Annotated in this window: 19 protein-coding genes; 7 read left to right on the top strand and 12 right to left on the bottom strand. The window is 41.4% G+C overall.

Annotated features, from left to right (window positions below):
• Nucleotide 1: 1 nt before the first annotated feature.
• Nucleotides 2-1,288 carry a DUF2851 family protein gene (locus tag GR929_RS16100; RefSeq protein ID WP_159521654.1) on the bottom strand — a complete coding sequence of 429 codons (1,287 nt, stop codon included), beginning with the start codon at nucleotides 1,286-1,288 and terminating at the stop codon, nucleotides 2-4.
• 64 nt (nucleotides 1,289-1,352) lie between these two features.
• Nucleotides 1,353-2,117, bottom strand: a complete 765-nt coding sequence (locus tag GR929_RS16095) for a hypothetical protein (protein WP_159521652.1) — start codon at nucleotides 2,115-2,117, stop codon at nucleotides 1,353-1,355.
• A gap of 392 nt (nucleotides 2,118-2,509) precedes the next feature.
• Here GR929_RS16095 and GR929_RS16090 point away from each other — a divergent pair, with 392 nt between their 5' ends.
• The gene (locus tag GR929_RS16090) at nucleotides 2,510-3,766 is read left to right on the top strand and encodes a DUF819 family protein (protein ID WP_159521650.1); all 1,257 of its coding nucleotides are present in this window, start codon (nucleotides 2,510-2,512) and stop codon (nucleotides 3,764-3,766) included.
• A 62-nt stretch (nucleotides 3,767-3,828) separates the two neighbouring features.
• On the opposite strand, the gene pyrF is transcribed toward GR929_RS16090, so the two are convergent.
• The 5 genes from pyrF to GR929_RS16065 all read right to left on the bottom strand — a co-directional run bounded on the left by pyrF (nucleotide 3,829) and on the right by GR929_RS16065 (nucleotide 9,105).
• Nucleotides 3,829-4,662 carry an orotidine-5'-phosphate decarboxylase gene (pyrF, locus tag GR929_RS16085; RefSeq protein ID WP_159521648.1) on the bottom strand — a complete coding sequence of 278 codons (834 nt, stop codon included), beginning with the start codon at nucleotides 4,660-4,662 and terminating at the stop codon, nucleotides 3,829-3,831.
• A 62-nt stretch (nucleotides 4,663-4,724) separates the two neighbouring features.
• The gene (prfA, locus tag GR929_RS16080; protein ID WP_159521646.1) at nucleotides 4,725-5,810 is read right to left on the bottom strand and encodes a peptide chain release factor 1; all 1,086 of its coding nucleotides are present in this window, start codon (nucleotides 5,808-5,810) and stop codon (nucleotides 4,725-4,727) included.
• Between the two features lie 109 nt (nucleotides 5,811-5,919).
• A complete protein-coding gene (locus GR929_RS16075) occupies nucleotides 5,920-7,086 on the bottom strand; it encodes an AIR synthase related protein (RefSeq protein WP_159521644.1) in 1,167 nt (388 codons plus the stop codon).
• Between the two features lie 78 nt (nucleotides 7,087-7,164).
• Entirely contained in the window at nucleotides 7,165-7,635 is a 471-nt protein-coding gene (locus GR929_RS16070) for a GNAT family N-acetyltransferase (protein WP_159521642.1), read from the bottom strand.
• Nucleotides 7,636-9,105, bottom strand: a complete 1,470-nt coding sequence (locus GR929_RS16065; RefSeq protein WP_159521640.1) for a RimK family protein — start codon at nucleotides 9,103-9,105, stop codon at nucleotides 7,636-7,638.
• Between the two features lie 367 nt (nucleotides 9,106-9,472).
• Here GR929_RS16065 and GR929_RS16060 point away from each other — a divergent pair, with 367 nt between their 5' ends.
• Nucleotides 9,473-9,772, top strand: coding sequence for a transcriptional regulator (locus GR929_RS16060; RefSeq protein WP_159521638.1), 300 nt, complete (start codon nucleotides 9,473-9,475; stop codon nucleotides 9,770-9,772).
• A gap of 21 nt (nucleotides 9,773-9,793) precedes the next feature.
• On the opposite strand, the gene cls is transcribed toward GR929_RS16060, so the two are convergent.
• Nucleotides 9,794-11,260, bottom strand: coding sequence for a cardiolipin synthase (gene cls, locus GR929_RS16055; RefSeq protein WP_159521636.1), 1,467 nt, complete (start codon nucleotides 11,258-11,260; stop codon nucleotides 9,794-9,796).
• A gap of 94 nt (nucleotides 11,261-11,354) precedes the next feature.
• On the opposite strand from cls, the gene GR929_RS16050 reads away from it, so the two are divergent.
• The gene (locus GR929_RS16050; protein WP_159521634.1) at nucleotides 11,355-11,759 is read left to right on the top strand and encodes a DUF6146 family protein; all 405 of its coding nucleotides are present in this window, start codon (nucleotides 11,355-11,357) and stop codon (nucleotides 11,757-11,759) included.
• Here the strand turns inward: GR929_RS16050 and ribD are convergent.
• Nucleotides 11,756-12,802 carry a bifunctional diaminohydroxyphosphoribosylaminopyrimidine deaminase/5-amino-6-(5-phosphoribosylamino)uracil reductase RibD gene (ribD, locus tag GR929_RS16045; protein ID WP_159521632.1) on the bottom strand — a complete coding sequence of 349 codons (1,047 nt, stop codon included), beginning with the start codon at nucleotides 12,800-12,802 and terminating at the stop codon, nucleotides 11,756-11,758. The two genes, GR929_RS16050 and ribD, sit on opposite strands and share 4 nt — an antisense overlap.
• Before the next feature lie 35 nt (nucleotides 12,803-12,837).
• On the opposite strand from ribD, the gene prmC reads away from it, so the two are divergent.
• The 3 genes from prmC to GR929_RS16030 all read left to right on the top strand — a co-directional run bounded on the left by prmC (nucleotide 12,838) and on the right by GR929_RS16030 (nucleotide 15,711).
• On the top strand, nucleotides 12,838-13,689 hold the full coding sequence (gene prmC / locus GR929_RS16040; protein ID WP_159521630.1) for a peptide chain release factor N(5)-glutamine methyltransferase: 852 nt from the start codon (nucleotides 12,838-12,840) through the stop codon (nucleotides 13,687-13,689).
• 12 nt (nucleotides 13,690-13,701) lie between these two features.
• Nucleotides 13,702-14,565, top strand: a complete 864-nt coding sequence (locus tag GR929_RS16035) for a DUF362 domain-containing protein (RefSeq protein ID WP_159521628.1) — start codon at nucleotides 13,702-13,704, stop codon at nucleotides 14,563-14,565.
• Between the two features lie 81 nt (nucleotides 14,566-14,646).
• On the top strand, nucleotides 14,647-15,711 hold the full coding sequence (locus tag GR929_RS16030) for an endonuclease/exonuclease/phosphatase family protein (RefSeq protein ID WP_159521626.1): 1,065 nt from the start codon (nucleotides 14,647-14,649) through the stop codon (nucleotides 15,709-15,711).
• Here the strand turns inward: GR929_RS16030 and GR929_RS16025 are convergent.
• Nucleotides 15,708-16,637 (bottom strand): DUF58 domain-containing protein, encoded by a 930-nt coding sequence (locus tag GR929_RS16025; protein WP_159521624.1) that lies wholly within the window; start codon nucleotides 16,635-16,637, stop codon nucleotides 15,708-15,710. The two genes, GR929_RS16030 and GR929_RS16025, sit on opposite strands and share 4 nt — an antisense overlap.
• A gap of 225 nt (nucleotides 16,638-16,862) precedes the next feature.
• Between GR929_RS16025 and GR929_RS16020 the strand changes: the two genes are divergently transcribed.
• Nucleotides 16,863-17,396 carry a ribosome maturation factor RimM gene (locus GR929_RS16020; protein WP_159521622.1) on the top strand — a complete coding sequence of 178 codons (534 nt, stop codon included), beginning with the start codon at nucleotides 16,863-16,865 and terminating at the stop codon, nucleotides 17,394-17,396.
• Nucleotides 17,397-17,554: 158 nt separating this feature from the next.
• On the opposite strand, the gene GR929_RS16015 is transcribed toward GR929_RS16020, so the two are convergent.
• Nucleotides 17,555-19,570: an OmpA family protein gene (locus GR929_RS16015; protein WP_159521620.1), complete on the bottom strand. Its 2,016-nt coding sequence runs from the start codon at nucleotides 19,568-19,570 to the stop codon at nucleotides 17,555-17,557.
• A gap of 12 nt (nucleotides 19,571-19,582) precedes the next feature.
• The gene (locus GR929_RS16010; RefSeq protein ID WP_159521618.1) at nucleotides 19,583-20,518 is read right to left on the bottom strand and encodes a PorP/SprF family type IX secretion system membrane protein; all 936 of its coding nucleotides are present in this window, start codon (nucleotides 20,516-20,518) and stop codon (nucleotides 19,583-19,585) included.
• Nucleotides 20,519-20,627 lie beyond the last annotated feature (109 nt).

The following is a 20,627-nucleotide window of genomic DNA, read 5'->3' as shown; positions in this document are numbered from 1 at the left end:
GCTAACTTATTTCCCCTTTAATCGCGTGATTAATTAATTTGGTTCCTACGTGGCAATTTAAACATTTTTTGGGATTGCAATAACAATTTTTCAACTGAATCAACGCTTGGCTGTCATATGCCGAGCGAACATCGACCCCTAATTTTTGCCAATTTGAAATGATTGAGTTTTTCTCAGCCGGAATACGTTCAAGAAAATCAAGTGCTTTCTCTTTCAAATGAGCCTGGTTGTGGTACTCACCATAAATAAAAAGAAAGGGCACCACGGTATTAATCATCAGGTTTTGAAATGCGGTATCGCCAAGTACTTTTTTCCGTTTCGCTGAAGTTTTATTAAACCGATAGTGAGTATCCCAGTACGCCGAAGCTTGCACCTTAAACAGCTTTTGAATTTCGGATAAATCGTCCAACTCAACGAGCGATGAAAATAATGCTGAAGATTGGTGAATGAGTGCGGCAAATTCGGCCAAACGCACTGTAGGAAAGTTAACCGGACGCAAACGCAAGAACTTCCATACATGTGTTTCAACGGGCTTTAACCGGTATTTTTTGTATAAAAATGAATATTCCTTCCGCAAAGCCAAATAATAATCGTCGCCCAACAACTGTTCGTTCAACAAACCGGCTGTTCCAAAAAGCAATGCTTCAACCTGAAACAAGTTGTTTTTATGCTTGCCTAAAATTTGCAACGGCAAGGCCCGGGCCAGCATTTCAAAGGGTTGGTCATTCACTTTAAATCCAAAATTACGGGCCAACATCTGGTAGAATGTTTCGTTCCAATCGTTTTTGTTCTGCTCCAGCCGATCAACAATGTTTTGTGTCTTTTGCTGAAGCCGTTCAATCATCAAACCATGAAACCAAATTTGCAAAGCCATCGGATCGGCTTCGTGAAAGCGATCAGCGCAGGCAATCCACCGATCCGATTTTAAAAGTTGCTGATAGTTCACCTCCAAATGTTTCGGATAATCCACCACCATTGCAGGAACTAATTCGCCCTTTGAGTTACGAATCTCTTCATCATTGTCTCGAACCACATGCAAAATCACGTTATTGTAAGCCTCGTCCGCTTCATGCTGATGTCGATACCAATCTGAAGCTTTTTGATGAATTTCCACATTTCCGGCCCAAGTCGTTTGCCCAATTTTAATGCGTGAATTAAAGAAATCGGGGCCGGCATCAGAATTATGTTGCCCCACTTGAAGAATTTGAACAGGCTGACGATCAACTTTCAACTTCTCAGTACTGAATAACTTATGTTTCCATATAAACTGAAGAAAAGCTTCATTCATAACAGGGTGATTTTTCACTAAAGTTATGAAAAATACCAGAAACCATGATAATTAATCCCCGAAGCTATTCAACATCTTCCAGTTTTGAATTCAGTCTCTCAATCACTTTTTCCTGATTCGCTATTTGGCTTTCAATATCCTGTTGCTGCTTATAATTCCGTCTCATCCTTCTCTCATAGCCTTTGAGCTTGCGTTTCTGGCCTTTTGTAGAACCATCAATTTCTACCGGATCATCTAAAATTACAAGCTCCCCGAAGTATTCATCTTTTCTATTGGCCATCTTCTTTCGAAGCCTCTTGCCTTTCTTCTTCAATTTTCGGAGTTTCTTCTCAAGCTTGGATAACGCTTTCTTCTCACTGTCAATTTCAGTCTGGATAGTCTGCTGAGAAAGTGTTACGGCATATTGTTGAACAAAGCTCTCTGCATTTCGAATAACCTTCGCTGGGTTATAATCGGAAGATCCTAAAAACTGATTGTCCTGAATAAAGAAGAAACGCACATAGGTCAAGTCATCGTAATCAGCCGCTTGGAAAAGGACAACCATCGGTTTATCACTCACGGTCTTAAAGTCAAACTCTTCAGTCATCCACTCGTCTCCGCTCTTTTTCGAATCAGCCTTCTTCTTGATCAATCCAAAGAATTTTCGCTCGTGCATCGAATTCTTAAATAATTCTTCGGCGTCCTTCACACTGGCATTGGGAACAGCTACTTCAAAAGCCGGCTGAATGCCCATGGAAGATGGTCGTTCAGCCTTTTCAACCTTTAACGGCTGTTGAGAAAATACAGTTATCTGAATAAATAACAGGGAGAGTAAAAATATTTTTTTCATAGATTATTTTTTAGGCAAACCAAGGATCGGAAATAAGAACCAACAATCAACGATATAATTTTCCGGAACATTGACTCCGGGAAAAGCTTGACAACAAACTTGCTGATTTCAACTAGTCCATGAATCCAATCCTAAATGCACATTATTTGTAGAACAACAAATCTGCCTGAATAGTTGTTGAGCACTGTCTTACTTATGCCTGAGCCCGAAAGCCCACTTCAAAAGCTCTATTTCTAAATCCGCTCTCACAATCTGACCTCGATAATGAAGCAGTGAACCTGATATTTGTAGTTTTATTCCATAATAATATGGTTATTTTTGCCATCGTGAACGAATTAAGCTTGAGCAAGAAAGCTGAAATTTTCAGTTATTTCTCAAAAAAATAAATAGTTATGCAGATTGTACATGCCAGCGCCCTTATCCAAAACGATGCCGTTACTTTGGGTCTTTTACTCCTACTATTGGCCGGGATATTCTATACCAGCAATTCATCGAACCCATTTTTCAAGAGGTTTTATAGTGTAATACCAATGCTGCTTTTGTGCTACTTTTTGCCCAGCCTGCTAACTACTTTTGGCATTGTTGATGGCGAAAACTCGCAGCTTTATTTTGTGGCCTCGCGCTATTTGCTCCCTGCCAGTTTGGTGCTACTCACGCTCAGTATCGATTTAAAAGAAGTTTTTAAACTCGGAAGCAAAGCACTAATTATGTTCGTGACCGGAACTTTTGGGGTAATTATCGGAGGGCCATTGGCGATCTTGATCACCTCTGCCATTAATCCTGACTTAATAGGAGGAGCTGGCCCCGATGCAGTATGGCGAGGCATGACAACCATTGCCGGAAGCTGGATTGGAGGCGGCGCTAATCAGGCGGCCATGTATGAAATATTTGAACCCTCTGACCGGCTTTACTCCATCATGATTACCGTTGATGTTTTAGTGGCTGAGGTCTGGATGGCTATTTTATTGATCGGCGTTGGTAAGGCTAAGCAAATCGATAAATTTTTCAAAGCAGATGCCAGTAGTGTTGACCACCTGCAAAAAAAGATGCATGATTTCAGCTTGAAAACTGCTCGAATACCAAGTACCACTGACCTGATGGTTATTCTGGCGATTGGACTTGGGATAACGGGGTTCGCACATTTCGTTGCTGATGCAATTGTTCCATACATCGAGATTCATGCTCCGTCACTCAACAAATTTAGCTTGACATCCAGGTTCTTTTGGTTGATTATTCTATCGACAACAATCGGCATTGGACTATCATTTACCAAACTGCGCAATTACGAAGGAGCCGGAGCCTCAAAAATCGGAACCATTTTTATTTATGTGCTCGTCGCAACCATTGGGATGAAAATGGACATCACGAAGATTTTTGACAACATTGGGTTATTTGCCGTTGGAGGTATCTGGATGTTGATCCATGTACTTCTGTTACTGATTGTTGGAAAACTCATTCGAGCCCCTTATTTCTTCTTAGCAGTAGGAAGTAAAGCCAATATTGGTGGAGCAGCCAGTGCGCCGGTTGTCGCTGCCGCTTTTCATCCATCGCTGGCACCGGTTGGAGTGCTGCTTGCCGTGTTAGGCTACGCCATGGGGACTTACGGTGCATGGATGTGTGGATTGATTATGCAGGCGGTTGCACCGTAACATCGCTAAAACAAGAAGCCCGACAAATAGCCGGGCTCAATATAATAGATAAAAAATCGTTATTACAACAATTCGGCTTCAAGCAGTAGTTCTTCCATATCAACTTGCACGTCCATTGCTGCCTCTCTGGCTTTTTCAGCAAAGTCAGTATCGACTGATGCATAAATAATTCCACGCGACGAGTTCACCAACAATCCGCACTGGTCGTTCATGCCGTATTTTGCAACTTCCTCCAGGCTTCCACCCTGTGCTCCAACTCCGGGAACTAATAGAAAATGCTCAGGGATAATCGCACGAATTTCTTCCAGCTTTTCAGCTTTGGTGGCACCAACAACGTACATCATATTGTCAGAAGTTCCCCATGTTTGAGAGGTTTTCAGAACCGATTCGTACAGCATTTCGCCATTCTCTTCATTTTTGATGAACTGAAAATCGAATGCTCCTTTATTTGATGTCAGCGCCAATAGAATTACCCATTTATCCAGATAGGTCATAAATGGTTTTACTGAATCTTCTCCCATGTAGGGAGCAACAGTCACCGCGTCAAAATCCATGCGATCGAAAAAAGCACGCGCATACAAATTGGATGTATTGCCAATATCGCCACGCTTCGCATCGGCAATAATAAACTGCTCCGGATACTTTTCACGGATATAACGCACCGTTTTATCCAGGCTTTCCCAGCCGGCAACTCCAAGACTTTCATAAAAAGCCAGGTTTGGTTTGTAAGCCACACACAAGTCTTGTGTGGCGTCAATAATTTCTTTGTTGAAAGCAAATATCGGATCGGTAGTTTCTTTCAGGTGAGCAGGGATTTTGAGGATATCAGAATCCAATCCAACACATAGAAAGCTTCGTTTTTCCTTGATCTGTTCAAATAATTGTTCGCGGTTCATCTCGTTTTTTGTTACGGCTTACGAGTTTCGAGTGAAAAACAACACGAAACTCGAAACACATTCTATATTTCTGCTTCTTTCAGTCTTTCTGAATTTTCTTCCACCATCAACTTCTCAATAATCTCATCGATATCACCATTAATAATGGCTTGCAAATTATATAGCGTCAGGTTAATTCGGTGATCAGTCACCCGTCCTTGTGGCCAGTTGTATGTACGGATTTTCGCCGAACGGTCGCCGGTTGAAACCATCGTTTTTCGTTTCGAAGCAATTTCATCCAAATACTTCTGGTGCTCCATATTGTATATCCGCGACCGTAATTCAACCATCGCTTTATCCAGGTTTTTCAGTTTCGATTTTTGATCCTGACACTGCACAACAATTCCGGTTGGAATATGTGTTAGTCGAATGGCTGAATAAGTCGTATTTACCGACTGTCCGCCAGGGCCTGAAGAACAGAACTCATCGCGACGGATATCTTCATTACGCAAATCGATATCAAATTCCTCTGCTTCGGGAAGCACAGCTACCGACGCAGCAGATGTATGTACACGTCCCTGAGTTTCGGTTTGTGGCACGCGCTGCACCCGGTGTACGCCCGATTCGTATTTCAGCACGCCATAAACACCTTCGCCTGAAACATTGGCCACAATTTCCTTATAACCACCCGAAGTGCCTTCATTGACGGTAGTAACTTCCATGCGCCAGCCTTTTTTCTCGCAGTATTTGGTGTACATACGGAACAAATCCCCGGCAAAAATACTGGCCTCATCTCCACCTGTTCCGGCACGAATCTCAAGGATTGCATTTTTGCCATCTTCAGGATCTGCAGGCACCAGTAACATTTTGATTTCCTTTTCTTTTTCAGGAAGTTGCTCTTCGCTGCCTTCCATTTCTTCTCTGGCCATTTCGCGAATTTCCTCATCCGTTTCCTGAGCCAGCATTTCTTTGCCTGATTCAATATTATCAACCAGACTTTTATATTCTTTGAACGCTGTTACCAACGACTCCAATCGTTTGTACTCCTGGCTAAGTTTCACATAGCGCTTCATGTCAGCCATCACCGACGGATCAGTAATTTGCTGCCCTACTTCATCCAGCCGGTGCTGAATAGCTTCGTATTTTTCTAATATTGAATGGTCTGCCATATTTCAGTTTCAAATTCTAAATTCCAAGTTTCAAATTCCAAAATCGGGAATTTTTCAACCTTGATTTTAGTTGTGTGGTTCCCGACATTTCCATGAGAGATTATCGGAGCTAATACTCAAAAGTTCCATATTCTGATTCGATGGTTAGTTTCTTTCCTTCAAAAGCTTCAACCTTTCCAACAATCTGTGCATCGATGTTAAATGATTTTGATATTTCGATGATCGATTCAGCCAGTTCTGGTTTCAGATAAACCTCCATTCGGTGTCCCATATTAAATACCTTGTACATCTCAGCCCAGTCGGTTTTTGATTCTTCCTGAATCAATTTAAACAACGGCGGAACCGGAAAAAGGTTGTTCTTGATGACATGAACACCATCAACAAAATGAAGCACTTTGGTTTGTGCCCCACCCGAGCAATGCACCATTCCATGAATATCTGCACGGTGCTCATCCAATATTTTTTTGATGACGGGCGCATACGTGCGAGTTGGAGATAAAACAAGTTTACCGGCATCCAACCCAAGCCCTTCAATGGTTTCCGTCAAGTTTTTGCTTCCTGAATAAACCAAATCAGCCGGCACTTCGGAGTCAAAACTCTCGGGGTACTTTTCAGCCAGGTAGTTGGCAAATACATCGTGTCGGGCAGAAGTCAGTCCGTTACTGCCCATGCCTCCATTATATTCCTTTTCGTAGGTCGCCTGTCCAAAAGAAGATAATCCTACGATCACATCGCCAGCCTGGATATTATTAGCAGAGACAACGTCTGCACGCCTCATGCGACAAGTAACCGTTGAATCAACGATAATGGTTCGAACCAAATCACCCACGTCGGCTGTTTCGCCACCTGTTGGAAAAACACCAACACCCATTTTCTGTAATTCCTGACACAACTCATCGGTTCCATTGATAATGGCTGCAATGACCTCTCCCGGAATTTTATTCTTGTTGCGCCCAATAGTTGACGACAGCAAAATATTGTCGGTAGCTCCCACACAAAGCAGGTCGTCAATATTCATGATCAACGCATCCTGCGCGATACCTTTCCAGACTGAAACATCACCGGTTTCTTTCCAGTACATGTAAGCCAATGAGGATTTTGTTCCGGCGCCATCAGCGTGCATAATGTTGCACCAGTCCGGATCACCTCCCAACACATCGGGAATAATTTTGCAAAATGCTTTGGGGAACAGTCCCTTGTCAATATTTTTAATAGCCTGATGGACATCTTCTTTCGATGCAGAAACGCCTCGTGCCATGTACCTGTTATCGCTCATAAAATCAGTCTGTATTTTCAGGCCACAAAGTTAATATTTTTAAGTGATTCTGAAATTAGTAATTTGAAGATCCGTCGACTAACTCGGTTTTGATGGATTGACTCCCAATCTCATCAACCAAGCATCGCTCCCATCTTTATAATACCGTTCGCGCTTCCCGGTGATTTGAAACTCCAATTTCCGGTACAATTGTATGGCTGAAAAATTAGCATGGCTGACTTCAAGGTGTAAAAAACTCTTCCCCAGACTCGCAGCTACCTGTCCAGCTTTCGATATAAGTTGTTTTGCATATTGTTTCCCTCTGTAATCGGGTGAAACGGCCAGCGAATAGATTCGCACCCCCGCCGAGTTTCTGCGTACCAGCAAAACCATGAATCCAGCAATATTGCCATTTTCAGTTAACACTAAAAATTCACCATTTGAACGAGATACCAGATAACTGATTTGACGGCGTGAAAAACGTTCGGTCTCAAAACAAAGCTGTTCCAAGCGATACAGCTCGGGGACATCTGCTCTTTGTGCGACTCTGATATTTACAACTCCTGCCATCTATCGACGTTTTTGTTCCAGGCGCTCTAAAATTTCCCGCAAAACAAGACGATACAATTCATCTCCCAACACCACATCTTCCACCCCTTGATCGATGGACGGATTGTCGTTCACCTCAATAACCACCGATCGACCATCAACCTCCTTCACATCTACACCGTACAAGCCCTTTCCTATTAAAGAAGCGGCCTTTACCGCATTTCGGATAACGTGCCTTGGAACCTGACCAACTGGTACCGTTTGAAATGCTCCCGAACGGGTCTTGCCATTATTCTGATGGTCGTATATTTGCCAGTGTCCCCGCGCCATGAAATACTTACAAGCATACAGAACTTCGCCATTTAGCAATCCAATCCTCCAATCGAAGGGTGTTGGCATAAATTCCTGAGCCAGAAAAACAGACGACTTTTCAGACAAGGTCTCCAGTGCATCAATGTATTCAATGGAGTTGGTCACTTTGTACATACCCACCGAGAATGAACCATCTGGAACCTTCAGTACAATTGGATTCCCCAAATAGCTTTCGAGCTCATGAAATGACAGCAGATTGTTTTTAAAAATCAATTTTGACTTTGGCGTGGGAACTCCTTCCCGCTCCAGAAGCTCCTTCAAATAAACCTTGTTGGTGCACCGAATAATTGAAATCGGGTCGTCAATGACAACCATATCGGCTTGACGGGCCTGCTGGGCCATACGATAAGTCACATGGTTTAAAGCCGTAGTTTGACGAATAAACAGAGCATCAAATTCCAGCAGGCGAATGGAATCCTCTTCGGTAATCAACTCTGCATTGATGTTCATCTTTTTTGCTTGTGCCAAGAACCGATTTAACGCTCCCTTATTGCTCGGAGGAAGCAGCTCGTTCGGATCGTGCAAAATAGCCAAATCAAAACGGGTTGACTTATGCGAACGGGGTTGACGCCAGACTTTTTTACTGAAATTATCCAACGCCTGTGCAAACAAATCCTGCTGTTCATCCGCCAGTTCATTTAAGCTTAATGGTCGGATGTTCTCAATCTGGTTTTTCGGTCTGTTGGCAAATTGCACTCGCAAAATAGGGCAAGGCAATTGCTCAAATACAAAACGAGCTACCTTACTCATTTCAGGCACATTGCAGATACCAAAGTAAATATCCAGGGGCGTCAGCTCTTCCTTCTGCGATGGCAGCGACTGAATCCATCGATACGTGATTTTCTGAAGGCTGTCGTCCAAACGCGAAATTGCTCCGCTTTCGAGTCGGTTCAATACATCGACGTCGGGTAATACTTTATGTCCACGAGCCTGAGCCAACAACGAACAGTAGTAACCTTCAGTATGGTATTGTAAGTTTTCGCAAAGATTAATGACGAGCAACGGATTTTTGCTCAGGTGTTCATCCTGCAAGTAATTCGCAGCAATCGTAATGGTTTCTGTTTCGTAGTATGGTTTCCATTGCGTGATCGAATCTAAAAGAATTAAAGTAGATTGCATGTTTTAATTCAATCAATATTTTTTGCAATTGTACGCATTTTATTCATTGAATATTCAATTTGATAATCCTTTTTTGAACCACCTATATCTTTTTCAGCATCAATCGATTAAAAACCTGTAAAAACAGTTGATTTTCAACAATTAATAATTTAAGTTTGCATAACAGACTAATTCTATATTTAAAACTAGTAAAACGAAACGAACCTAAAGTTTATCTGCAATATTTCATAAACAAGCGTGACTATATTTCATCGAGAGCTCCATATTACCATTGAAAAGGAAAAACTATGAACGGATAAAGAAACAAAAGAATCTACGATCATTCCAAAATGTTTGCTCTATGCTAAATATACCAAAACAGCATTCTATGTATAAAAAACTTGACCCAGTACTTCATTCCCCGGTTCGGCTAGCAATCATGTCAATCCTGATCAATTTTAAAAATGCTGAATTCAGTTATCTGCTCGACAATATTGATACGACAAAGGGAAACCTCAGCTTCCAAATGAAGAAATTGAATGAAGTAGAATATATCGAGATTAAAAAATTATTTAAAGGCAACTACCCGTTAACAACCTGCACGATTACCCTGAAAGGAATTGAAGCTTACCAAGTATATTTTGACTCGATTTCGAGCTATTTCAGGAAGGTAGATTCGCTCGACTAACGTAGAGAAAGTAGTTCTCAATTAAAGCATTGGACTTAAAATTCGAGCAAAAGACTCCATTGCCTTGCGCCACTTATCGCGTTGCTGCCATTGGCTTAGAATCAGCTGTTCGCTGCTATTAAAATCCTGGTAGAAGTAGTTTTCCAAAGAACTGGCAGTTTCTTCATCATAAACCAGAGCATTCACCTCAAAATTAGTTTCTAAACTCCGAAAATCCAGATTCGCAGTCCCAACCGATGAAAATATACCATCGGCAACAATTACCTTACTATGTGTAAATCCGGGTTTATAATGGTAGATTTTTACGCCTGCCTCAAGTAGCTCTTCGATGTATGAATCAGTTCCCCATTTTGGAAAAAAAGCATCGCATTTCTCGGGTAGCAGTACACGAATATCAACTCCTCCGAGTGCGACAGTTTTCATGCCATAAATGATATCCGGAGTCGGGATCAGATATGGCGTGGCAATAAACACCCGTTCTTTTGCCGAAGCAATGGCCGAGAAGTAAGCCTGTCCAATGCTTTCCCAGTCCGAGTCGGGTCCACTGGAGACCACCTGCATTAATTTTCCTTCGCCTTGGGGTAGCTCCCGAAAATAGGCTTCGCCTTTCAGTATTTCTTTTGAAACAAAATACCAATCGGCCATAAATACGATCTGAAGCGAAGTGGCTGCACTTCCCCGAACCATCAAATGAGTGTCGCGCCATTTCCCTAACAACTTTGTTCCATTCATATACCGATCAGCGATATTTAAGCCGCCGGTAAAGCCAATTTCACCATCAATTACAACTATTTTCCGATGGTTGCGGTAGTTTACCCGCGAAGTCAACATGGGGAAACGAACCCGCATAAAACAATCTATTTTAACCCCCGCTTCTGATAACTCTCGGATATATTTCTTTGGTAATTGCCAACTGCCAACATCATCATATATAAACCGGATTTCAATTCCTTGTCCGGCTTTTTGGACTAGTAAATCTTTTAACTGATTTCCCAGCTTGTCATTCTCAATAATATAATATTCGAGATGAATATGATGTTTTGCATTTTGAATAGCTTGAAAAATTGCCGGAAAAGTCTCCTGACCATCCTTAAGTATAGTTACTTGGTTATTGTCGGTTAACAAAGCATTGGAATTAGCCAGCATTAAATTTATTAAATGCTTCTTGGATAACGTTTTTTCTTCAAAGAGGTGTTCATTTTGAGGAAGTCGCCTCAATTGATTCTGAGTTTGTTTCCGTAATTTCTCCAGATAGTAGAGTCCTTTTTTCGAGAACATTTTCTTTTTACGGTACTCCTGACCAAAAAACAGATAAATGATGATTCCTAAAACGGGAAGCGTTATTAACACCAAAACCCAACTAATCGTTTTAATCGGATTCCGGTTTTCGAGCACAATTAATACGGCAATAAAAACTACTGTAACGAAATATAAAATAGTAATAGTTCCGGGCGTGTAGTGCCAAATTTCCTTAAGAAATTCCAACATTCAGTAAGTGTTTAAATCGATCAACTAAATTTCAGCAATTTTAATTTGATAAACAAACTACTTACCTTATTCGTATAGATTAAAAACAGAAGTCATGAAAAACATTCTTATACTCTTTATTTTGATAATTGCATTTGCGTGTGGTACACAAAAACCCATCCAGCAAAAAGAAGTAACACAGGAAACGACTGAAGAAGATACCGTTACTTATGAACTAATTGTGTTGGATTCTGGTTTCGAAACCTGGTATGTCACAAACAGCAAACCATCGTGGTATCATTCGCAGGACTACTACGAAAATTGGAACCAGCAATATGTAAATGCCTGGAATCATCAGTCGATCTGGAAACGTAACTCTCAGTTATTGGAAGGACAAATCAATTACGATGCTCAAACCGATTATGGGCTTGAAATTAACCACAAGTTGTTTTACTATTTTCAGTATGTTGAAAAGGAACTAGGTATTCCCATTATAGCTAATGGCCCAAATGCAATTTAGCCGGGATTCTCAAAAAACTTTAACATGGTATCGTGCATATTTTCGGTTTTAACCGGCGAAACTGGCAAAGTTGGTGCTTGCACTCCCTTTACAAAAAAGGTGTTTCCATAATACACATGCGCCTCATCCCACAAATTCTGATCAATAAAAGACTGTAGTAAGTGTAGACCTCCCTCAATAATTACCGACTGAATTTCATTCTCATGCAACCAATGCAGGATTTGAGGAAGAATATTGGATTGAAAATCAATCTTTACAAATTGAAGATTCTGCTTCGACTCTACATTTTCCTCCGTAAAAACGATGGTTGGTACTTTTTGGTCTTTTAGGAAAAGCTTTTCTGAAAGCCGGTTTTTGCGATCCAGCAATAAACGTTTCGGTTGATTGCCTGACCACTCCCGAACAGTAAGGGTCGGGTTATCTTTCAATGCTGTGTTGGTACCTACTAAAATGGCTGCTTCTTCGCTTCGCTGTTTATGCACTTGCCTACGCGATAATTCGTTGCTTATCCACGTTGGTTGTCCAAAAGCAATCTGAGAACGGTCAATATCCAAAAAACCATCCAGGGTTTGAGCCCACTTCAGCACCAGATAAGGCCGCTTTTTCTGATGGAAAGTGAAAAACCGACGGTTTAACCACAAGCATTCCTTGTCAAGCACCCCAACCGTTACATTGATTCCTGCCTTTTGCATCTTTTCAATTCCTTTACCGGCAACTTTTGCAAACGGATCGATTGAACCAACAACCACTTCCGGAATTTCGTGCTCGATGATCAGATCAGAGCAGGGAGGAGTTCTACCAAAATGAGCACACGGTTCAAGGCTGACATACAAAGTCGACGACTTTAGTAATTCCTTGTTTTTAACACTATTAACGGCATTCACCTCAGCATGTGACTCTCCACATTTTTCATGATACCCTTCGCCAATTATTTTCCCCCGATGCACAATTACGCAGCCCACCATTGGATTTGGAGCCACATCTCCGGCACCCAACCGAGCCAACTCCAAACAACGGTTCATGTATTTTTCGGCAGTGTTCATCAGGAAAAAACTAACTTTGTCAAAAATACAAATAAATGCAGGCAAGCATCAAATATATCCGAAAAGAATTGGCAGAGACATATCCGAAGGAAGAAGTTGAAGGTTTTATTCGAATTATCCTTCAACACTTAAAAGGATATAATTTAACTGACTTGGTTACTAAGCAGGACGAAGCTTTAACTTCGGAGGAGATCGAGAAAATTCACACTATTGTTGACCGCCTGAAACAATCTGAACCAATTCAATATATTTTAGGAGAAGCCGATTTTTACGATCTAACTTTTAAAGTCAATCGCAAAGTGCTAATCCCGCGCCCCGAAACAGAGGAATTGGTCCGCTGGATTTTGCGTCGCCAGAAAGACGGAATGTTCCGAGTTCTGGATATTGGAACAGGCAGTGGATGTATCCCGATAAGTTTGAAAAGACACTACCCAAAGGCCAATGTTTTAGCTTGCGACATTTCGGCCGATGCGCTTCATGTAGCCAAAGAAAATGCAGCACGACATCAGGCTGAAATTGCCTTTTTTCACCTCGACATTCTAGACCCGCAACTGCCTGAAACATTCGAAAAGATAGACGTTTTGGTCAGCAACCCACCCTATGTGACTGAATCTGAAAAACAACAAATGCAGAACAATGTTCTTCAATACGAACCCGAAACTGCGCTGTTTGTACCCGATGGTCAAGCTTTGATGTTTTATAAGGCCATCGCTGTTTTTGCGAAAAAACATCTCGCTACAAACGGCAAGCTATTTCTTGAGATCAATGAAGCGTTTGGTAGAAAAACTAAATCGTTGCTAAAAGAAAACGGGTTTTCAAACGTTCAGTTAAAGAAAGATATCAACGGAAAAGATCGCATGATTTTTGCTAAATTGTGTGAGCACTAAATTCTATTCGAAATGAAACGACGACAATTCATACAAAATAGCTTGCTGGCAACCGGAGGACTACTCTTTGCATCCAACACCAAGTCGATCAGTAAAGCGAAACTGTCCGTTATCCGAGGGGGAAGTCCGGCTAACATGCTTGATCTTGGGCTGGAAGCTCTTGGCGGACTGGAGCAATTTATTCCGAAGGGAGCGAAGGTATTGGTGAAACCCACATTGCGCTGGAATCGAGGGCCGGAAAGTGGCAGAAATACAAACCCGGAGCTTTTAGCTCATCTGGTTGAAGCTTGCTACAAACTAGGTTCCCGCGCCGTGTACTTAGTCGATCATACTGAAGACGAATGGACCAAATGCTACAAAAACAGCGGCATTGAGCGGGCAGTTAAAGATGCCGGAGCAAAGATTCTCCCGGGAGATCAGGAATTTCTTTATCCAGAGGTTCCACTTCCGCAGGGCGAAACCATGACCTCTGCCAAAATCCATGAGGTTATTGAGGAAGTTGATCTGATCATCAATGTACCTTCGGTGCAACAAGATTCCGATGGAAACTATTTCGGAGCTTTTCAAAACCTGGCAGGATTACTCTGGAATCAAACAACTGATCCACAATCCCTGATAGATTTTGTCAAGTTTAAAACTCCCGTTTTAAATATCATGGACATCACGCGGGTTCCGGGTAAAGATGCGGTTAACGAATACAAAACGCTGGTTGTGTCATCGGATATTGTCGCTGCAGAATCTTATGCGGCAAAACGAATTGGAATTCAACTGAATTCACTGCCTTACCTGAGCCAGGCAGAAGATGCGGGACTGGGAGCAACAAGTCTATCCCCGGAAAGCATCAGAAGTATTATCTTAAAAAACAGTATTCTGTAGATAAATCATAGTCGGATGAACCGCTTCAAGCTTTGGTTTTATATATATTTGTCTGAGCTGTTACAAAATTGATATTTAATTGTGAAAAAAATTTTCCGAAATATTGTTCTTTTCCTGAATCTATTAGCCATTTTCGGGCTTCTAATTAGTTACCTGTCGAGCAAAATTAGTCCGGCTACATTTTGGGTTCCTGCCCTCTTCGGATTAGCTTACCCCTATCTTTTGCTCACCAACATTCTCTTTGTTTTCTTATGGTTGTTTTCCAAAACCCGATACGCACTTCTTTCTTTAATCGTTATTGCCATTGGCTACAGTCATCTGACTCATTATTTTCAATTTTCAGGAAGCCAGGAATCGATAGCAGAAGGGCTTATTATTTCAAGTTACAATGTGAAAAATTTCTATGGGAACAACAATGGAAGCAGACAAGAGACGGCGCTAAAAGTACTGGACTTTTTTAAGGAAAAAGAAGCCGATATTGTATGCCTGCAAGAAGTTAATTTACGCGGACAAAAAAGCTTTTCATCAAAATCCTCAAGAAAAAGTAAAATCCCTTTTTTAAACTATGCTCATGCTAGTAAAAAGGGTGGACAAGTAACTTACTCCAGGTTCCCAATTATTCATAAAGAAGAAGTCCATTTTGAAAACTCTTCAAATATGATCATTTATTCCGATCTTAAAATTAACGAAGATACCATCCGGCTTTTTAACTGCCATTTAGAAAGTTATCGGTTTTCCGATGCTGAAATCAATTCACTCGACTCCATCTCATTTAACAAGCAGGAAGAAAGCCTCCGTAAAGTAAGGTTCACCGGATCAAAGCTTAAGCAAGCTTTTATTAAGCGTACTAAACAAGCCGAAAAGCTGCATCAGCTAGTTAAAGATTCTCCATACGAAGTTCTTTTGTGTGGCGACTTTAACGACACTCCGGTTTCGTATACCTATAGCACAGTTATTGAGGGTTTAGAAGATGCTTTTGTGCACTCCGGAAGTGGAATTGGCAATACATATCTGGGGAAATTACCTTCCTTTCGAATCGACTACATTATGCACAGTCCAACATTCGAAAGCTACAATTTTCAGGTTGATAAAGTCGATTACTCAGATCACTACCCGATCAGTTGCCAAATCAAAATTACCGATTAGAATAATTTTTTTCGTTTACGCAGGAAACTATGCAGTACCTGTTTAAAATCTTCATTGATATCGGCTTCAACTAAATCAATATGATACTGTCCACACTTTACCTTCAGGTCTTCAAAATACTGATCAACAGCCTTTTTGTAGTTTTCTTTTAGCTCGTGAGGCGAGAATTTCAATTGCTGACCAGTTTCCAAATCAATAAACCGATAGGGGCGATTCTGAAAATCAAACTGCCGCTCCTGCTTGCGGTCGGTCACATGAAAAAGGATGACTTCATGCTTGTTGTAACGCAAATGTTGCAAGGCCGAGAATAGTTCATCTTCTTTGCCATCTCCCATCATATCGCTGAAAATAATGATCAACGAACGCTTGTGAACCTGCTCAGCAATTTGATGTAAAGCATCGACGGTATTGGTCGTTTTTTGCAGATCGTCTTTCCCGCTCGTTAGCAAACCTGCCAATTTACCGTACAACAATTCGGCATGAACTGATGAAAGGCGATTCTCAGAATGAAATTCAATATGATCGGAAAACAAAGTCAGACCAATAGAGTCGCGCTGTTTACGAATCAGATACATTAATGCTGCCGCGCTATAAGCCGAAAAAGCCAGCTTGTTAAACAGCTTGTTCTTCCCTTTTTCAAAAGGAAATAGCATGGACGATGACGTGTCGATGACGACCTGACACCGCAGGTTGGTTTCCTCTTCGTACTGTTTGACATACAAACGATCGGACCGGGCAAACAATTTCCAATCAATGTGCTTGGTTGATTCACCTTGATTATACTGCCGGTGCTCAGCAAACTCGACTGAAAAGCCATGAAAAGGGCTTCGGTGAAGGCCTGTAATGAATCCCTCAACTACCTCCCGGGCAATCAATTCCATATTATCAAACTGCTGAAACTGCTGGATGTCAAAAAGATTGTTCATTACCTACAAAAATAGGGAAACCGTTTGCTTTCGCAAGCATCGCAATTCGTTTAATTATTTGTCAAACTCAGATGACAGAAATCAGGCCGATTCATATACTTGAACCCAATATCCCATTGGCAAGAAACCTGCGAAGCAGCTCAGAATCGCTTGGAGACAGAGTGGGCGTATTTTTATTTCAAGCCAAAATTGCATGGAGACCAACTCTTTTCCTATTTTTGAGGCATGGAAACGATTGAAAAAAACACCTGCCAGAAAGTGGGCTATTTTCAGAAGCCACACGGAATAAAAGGCGCTTTGAGCATGATTTTTGAACCTCAATATGATATCAGCCTAGAGGAGGAACCGGTACTATTTGTTGAAATTGACGGTTTACTCGTCCCCTATTTTTTTTCAGAAGAAGGCATCCGGTTTAAAACAGCCGAATCAGCTCTTATACATCTCGATTGGGTTGAAGACGAAGAACAAGCCAGAAAGCTCTCCGGGCACTCCGTCTATCTAAAAAATGATGATGTGATTGTTCCCGAAGAAGAATTGACGGTGCATCATTTGATTGGTTTTCAACTCCAGGATCCTGAAATTGGCCAGATTGGGCTTATTGAACGAGTAGAAGACTATGGTGGAAATCTCCTGTTTCAAGTTCAATACCAAAACAAAGAAGTATTGGTTCCTTTTAATGAAGAACTGCTACTTGATTTAAATGAAACGAAACGAACCATAACAATTCAATGTCCCGAAGGTATTTTTGACTTGGAATAGACTGCTATTAAACAACAATGACTAGCCGTCAGTCAACCAAAGGCTATTAAGTTGCCATGACAATCAATGACAACATCTGCCTGTCTTAGAGAATTGAACAGGCAAGTAGGCAGAGCCCCATTTAAACAATTTTGACTTTCCCCAATTCGTCATCAATCCTAGAAGTAGAAAATGTCTCGTTTAGATCGTTTACCACGGTACTCACCTTTTTTAACCACCTTAACAATTGTCCGGCGATTGATGGCATGCTCCGCTTCTGAGCAGTCGACTCCATCGTCGCACCGATTTAGCAGTCGGGTTTCGCCATATCCCTTGTACCCAATGCGCGAGGGGTCAATTCCTTTAGATACAATATAATCGAAAGCCGCTTTCGCTCTTCGTTTTGAAAGCAACAGGTTCTCCTGATCGTCACCCTGCGAGTCAGTATGAGACTCAATCCTGACTTCGGTCTCCGGGTATTTTAGCAGATACTCAATCAATTTATCGATTGTTCTTTCAGCAGCCGGATCAATTCCCCAGGTTCCGAGTGCAAAACTGATGTATTCCAAATCAATCACCTGGAGCGCTTCACCTCCTTCACTTTCCATCATCAATGGTTCGGGAGCTCCATCATTGTCAAAAGGTTTCATGTCCAGAAAGAGCTCAACAAAGGCCTCATCATTCTGCCGTAATTTTCGGGTTTCAACTACCTCATTGTTCGGAAAATAAAATTCTTTCTGCCCATTGATAATGTAGTCTTTGCCTTTATTTACTTCAAACTCAAATCGGCCATCAACCTGTGTAAGGCTTGTATAAATGGTGTCAGCAAATTCATTCACAATACTAATTTTAGTATCAGGAAGAATATCGCCGGTTTCGCGATCTTTAGCTACGCCACGAATAATTACCGGAATGTAAGTCAACTTCACGTAATAAATATCATCACTTCCGCGGCCTCCCTTTCTATTCGACGCGAAATAACCGGCAGTTCCCGTACTGTCGAGTGCGAAACTAAAGTCGTCTTTCGGACTATTTACCGGATACCCCATATTTTCGACCGTGCTAAACACGCCGCTTTCGGGTACCGAAAAATAGACGTCCAAGGCACCCAGTCCACCATGGCCATTGGACGAGAAATAAAGCACACCGTCATTGCTGATAAAAGGAAAAAACTCGTTGCCCGAAGTGTTTACTTTTGGTCCCAAATTGAACGGCTCGCTCCAAAAACCACGATTGAATACCGAAAAGTAAATATCCGACCCTCCATATCCACCCGGCATATTTGATGCAAAATAAAGCACTTTGCCTGTTGTGTCAATCGACGGATGTCCGGTAGAATAATCATCGCTGTTAAATGAAAACTCACCCCGGGATTCCCACTTGCCTGTTTCTTTCCCGCCAAATGAAATCTTCAGGTTCACTTCACCTTCTTCGCTCTTCGAAACCCCGCGTTTACCCACATTATTTTGGGTAATGTAAACCCGGTTACTTTTCGTGTCGAAGGAAACAGGCCCGTCATGATAGGTTGTTCGCAGCTTGGGAGCAAAATCCTCAACATTCAGGATATCGCCATTGGGAGCCCGGTCGCCGATATACAAATTCAGGTAGGGTAAATCATTCCACTTGTATTTGCGTTCGACAATGCCATTTCGTGATTTAGTTGATGAAAACACAACCCGTTCGTAATAAAAGGCAACTCCCATTTCCGATCCTTCGGAGTTGAGGGAGATTGGACGTATTTCGTATTTGCTGGAATCGCGGTGTAAAAACTGAATGTATTCGAGCAGTGAGGTTTGAATGTTTACCCGCCCATCTTCCGGACGCAGTTCAGAGTATTCTTTCAGCCATTGCTCGGCCTGCAAATATTTACCGTTACTTTTCAACGCCTGCGAATACGCAAATAAGTCTTCCGGTTCTTCAGCCCGACGATCAATCAGAAGTTTAAGCCATTTTTCTACCTCTTCGGTGTTTCCTACCTGGCGGTTGGCATCGGCAAGCTTTTGAACAACATAGTCATTTTCCGGATCTTTCTCATAGGCATACTCATATAGCTCAATGGCTTCAATAAATGCGAATTCATCAAAGGCTTTATCAGCCAGACGAATGGTCACTTTTTGAGCGCCTGCCTGCGAATAGCATAAGAAAAAAAACAGGAAGAAAACCAATATGTTCGGGCTAAACCGTTTCTTCATCATTTAAACTCAAAATTAGAAATAACGTGGCGATCTGACCTTTCCACGTCCAAAGTTAAAGTCATAACTTACTAATACCTCATGCGTACCATTATTGTAAACACCTATATCAGTTGTTGTTACATCATAAGAATATCCAACTTTCAACTGATTTGTTATCTGTAGCTGCAACATTCCCCCAAAAGCATCTCCTACCCGGTACATTGCCCCCAACCACAGTCTATCGTAAAATAAAAACTGTGTGGTGACGTCAAAAGAGATCGGTGAGTTTTGTACATATTTTGTTAAAAAATAAGGCTTAAATTTAAGAATTCTGTTGATATCAAACACGTATCCTGCCAGAAAGAATAAGTGAATTTGTTCTTTACTTAAATATTTAGAAGAAAAATTATACTTGTTTATTTTGTTTTGAATAAGCTTTGGAACTGACAGACCTGCAACAAAACGATCAGAATTATAGTAAATTCCAATCCCTGCATTCGGTAAAAGATTTTGATTGATATCGCTTGAAAAAATCGGGTCATTGTTGTCAACCGTTTTCAATTCGGAAAGGCCTGCCTCATAAAAATTAACGCCACCTTTCAAGCCAAACGACAAATACCTTCCGCGGTCGAAATCAATGCTGTATGAATAATCGAAATAGGCGCCGGTTTGAGAAATAGGCCCCAACTGATCTCTCAATAACGAAAAGCCGAAGCCCATATGAAATCGTGTAATTGGAGAATGCATCACAAACGTTTGGGTTACCGGTGCACCTTCAAAAGCAACCCACTGATTGCGCGACATAACCATCATGCTCAGCACATCGCGGGAACCGGCATAGGCCGGATTTATCGAAAGAATATTATTCATGTATTGCGTATACATCGGATCTTGCTGTGCACGTCCTTCTTTCGTCTGAAAAAAAGATACAATCAACAATAAAATGATATAAATAAAAATCTTCTTCATCAATACATCGGACTACAAAGCGATCAAAATTACAATTAATCTATTCATCAAAATTTTAAACATCAAAACAAAAGTTATAAATACATCCTGCGCTCAAATATGCTTTCAA

Origin of the sequence: Sunxiuqinia indica, from assembly GCF_009847015.1 — a bacterium.
In the GTDB taxonomy this organism is placed as follows: Bacteria; Bacteroidota; Bacteroidia; order Bacteroidales; family Prolixibacteraceae; genus Sunxiuqinia; species Sunxiuqinia indica.
Note: the sequence above shows the minus strand (reverse complement) of the source record. Positions and strands in the feature narration are given on the sequence as shown.